The organism is Microbispora hainanensis (assembly GCF_006874475.1).
GTDB classification, from domain to species: domain Bacteria; phylum Actinomycetota; class Actinomycetes; order Streptosporangiales; family Streptosporangiaceae; genus Microbispora; species Microbispora hainanensis.
On the sequence record NZ_VIRM01000213.1, the window covers coordinates 1 to 368 of the forward strand.

Genomic DNA, 368 nt, shown 5'->3' on the forward strand with positions numbered 1-368 from the left:
AGGGCCAGGGCACCGGCCAGATCTGGGCCGGCGCCGCGGACGACGTGCCAGCCGGCACCCAGGCAAGCATCGCCGTCCCGGCCGAGACGCTGGCCGACGGGTGGAAGGTCCGCTGGAGGGCGCGCGCGGTCTCGGCCACCGCCGCCTCGGCCTGGTCAGACTGGCAATCCTTCACCGTCAGCCTGCCCAAACCCACCGCCACCGACCTGACCATCACCCCATCGAAAGTGGTGGACGGGGCGACGGTCACCCCCACCCTCACCCCCACGCTGCAGGCCACCCTCACCCACCCGGCCGGGCAGCCGCTGCGTGCCGAGTTCGAGGTCGAGCACGACCCGGCAGCCCCCGAAGGGCAGGGCACCGGCCAG

The 368-nt window shown here is 74.2% G+C and carries 1 protein-coding gene; it reads left to right on the forward strand.

Features of this window, described 5'->3' with window-relative positions; translation table 11 throughout:
- The coding region (locus FLX08_RS41140; RefSeq protein WP_167530786.1) for a hypothetical protein at positions 1-368 on the forward strand (368 nt) is incomplete at both ends.